This is a genomic window from Psychrobacter sp. (assembly GCF_036731945.1).
In the GTDB taxonomy this organism is placed as follows: Bacteria; Pseudomonadota; Gammaproteobacteria; order Pseudomonadales; family Moraxellaceae; genus Psychrobacter.
On the sequence record NZ_DAINDI010000129.1, the window covers coordinates 1 to 1,995 of the forward strand.

At 43.6% G+C, this 1,995-nt stretch carries 4 protein-coding genes; all 4 read left to right on the forward strand.

Going from position 1 to position 1,995, the window contains the following annotated elements; all coding sequences use genetic code 11:
* Positions 1-1,061: preprotein translocase subunit SecY (gene secY, locus V7D75_RS14595; protein ID WP_333615147.1), on the forward strand; the 1,061-nt coding region annotated here is incomplete at its 5' end.
* 32 nt (positions 1,062-1,093) lie between these two features.
* Positions 1,094-1,210, forward strand: coding sequence for a 50S ribosomal protein L36 (gene rpmJ, locus V7D75_RS14600; protein WP_011279805.1), 117 nt, complete (start codon positions 1,094-1,096; stop codon positions 1,208-1,210).
* Positions 1,211-1,464: 254 nt separating this feature from the next.
* Positions 1,465-1,821, forward strand: coding sequence for a 30S ribosomal protein S13 (gene rpsM, locus V7D75_RS14605; RefSeq protein WP_058025564.1), 357 nt, complete (start codon positions 1,465-1,467; stop codon positions 1,819-1,821).
* A 20-nt stretch (positions 1,822-1,841) separates the two neighbouring features.
* Positions 1,842-1,995 (forward strand): 30S ribosomal protein S11 (rpsK, locus tag V7D75_RS14610; RefSeq protein ID WP_333615148.1); only part of this gene is annotated, 154 nt, incomplete at its 3' end.

The window sequence follows — 1,995 nt, forward strand, 5'->3', positions numbered from 1 at the left end:
TTATCGGTCAGATGATGTCTGCGGTATTGCCATCGCTTGAAGCCCTCAAAAAAGAAGGCGAAGCGGGACGACGCAAGCTAAACAAGTACACCCGTCAAGGGACACTTGCATTGGCACTAGTACAGTCATTAGGAATGTGTGCTGGCTTAATCAGTCAGAATCTTACCTTATCTACTGGTTTGACTTTTTATATTCCAGCGGTTACCTCATTGGTAGCAGGCGCTATGTTCTTAATGTGGCTCGGTGAGCAGATTACAGAACGCGGCGTGGGTAATGGTATCTCAATGCTCAGCTTTGCGAGTATTGTGGCTGGTACGCCAGGTATGATTTCGCAGTCTATCGAACAGGTCAATCAAGGACAGATGAACTTGATTGTGCTTTTTATCTTCGTATTGCTAGGCATCGCAGTGACTGCTGGTATCGTTTATATTGAACGTGCCCAGCGCCGTGTCCCAGTAAACTATGCGCAGAAGCAACAACAAGGTCGCAAGATATATGCTCAGCAGCAGTCGCATTTGCCGCTTAAGCTAAATATGGCAGGGGTTATTCCCGCTATTTTTGCCAGCTCGTTATTGTTGTTTCCAGCAAGTTTGGGGCAGTGGGTTGGTCAATCGGCTGATCCTACCTTTACACAAAAGATATTACAAAATATGGCATTGGTGTTGTCTCCAGGGCAGCCGCTGTATTTGGTTCTGTTTGGCGCAATGATTATTTTCTTCTGTTACTTTTACACGGCATTGGTATTTAGTCCGCGTGAAGTTGCTGAAAACCTTAAACGTAGTGGTGCGTATATCCCAGGTATTCGCCCCGGACAACAAACTCAGCGTTACCTTGATCATGTATTAAACCGACTGACCTTTATTGGCGCGATGTATATGACGGTTATTTGTTTAATGCCAATGGTCGTGCAGTCATCGTTTGGTGTGCCGTTTCAACTCGGTGGTACGTCATTACTGATTATGGTGGTTGTGGTAATGGACTTCATCTCGCAAATCCAAGCGCATTTGATGACCCATCAATATCATGATCAGACGTTAATTCAATCGCCCACTCAACCTTAAATGAGCGGTACGATATCTCAAAGGAGTATGCTATGAAAGTTCAAGCATCAGTTAAGAAGATTTGTGGTAGCTGTAAAGTTGTGCGCCGTAAAGGCCGTGTACATGTTATTTGTACCGCAGAACCTCGCCACAAGCAACGTCAAGGTTAATGTTCTAAAGACATAAAGCGTCACGCTTATTGGATTTATACAATTAATACTTGAAAAATAACGGCGGATGCGATATCATCCGCCACTTGCCGTAGTTTATGCAAAATCTTTTATAAAATGGTCAATGAAGAGACTTGTTATCAAGTTGAAGCAGCGATAATAATTATAAAAGCTTTGGTATCGACAGCAACAAATCTGAAGAATACCCCCTTATTCAAACAATAAGGAAATTTTTCTTTAATGGAGAGAAATCAATGGCTCGTATTGCCGGCGTAAACATTCCGGATAATAAGCATGCTGTTATTTCACTAACTTATATCTTTGGTATAGGTCGTACCACTGCTCAGAAAATCTTAGAAGCAGTTGGCATTGCCCCTACTACTAAAGTTAGCCAGTTAGATGATACACAGTTAGATGCTATCCGTGCACAAGTTGCAAATTACATGACTGAAGGTGATCTTCGTCGTGAAGTGTCAATGAATATCAAGCGCTTGGTTGATCTTGGTTGTTACCGTGGCATCCGCCATCGCCGTAACCTACCAGTTAGAGGTCAGAACACCAAGAACAACGCTCGTACTCGTAAGGGTCCGACACGCCCTCTCAAAAGATAATTAACTTAGGAAGCTAAAAGATGGCTAAAGACACTCGTAGTCGCAAAAAAGTGACTCGTCGTTCAGTATCGGAGGGCGTTGCCCATATCCATGCGTCTTTTAATAACACCATTGTTACGATTACCGATCGTCAAGGTAATGCACTGGCTTGGGCCACTTCAGGTGGACAAGGCT

What these genes read in the sequence shown, in the direction of transcription:
- rpsM (WP_058025564.1), top strand. Translation starts at nt 1,465, where the DNA reads ATGGCTCGTATTGCCGGCGTAAACATTCCGGATAATAAGCATGCTGTT.
- rpmJ (WP_011279805.1), top strand. Translation starts at nt 1,094, where the DNA reads ATGAAAGTTCAAGCATCAGTTAAGAAGATTTGTGGTAGCTGTAAAGTT.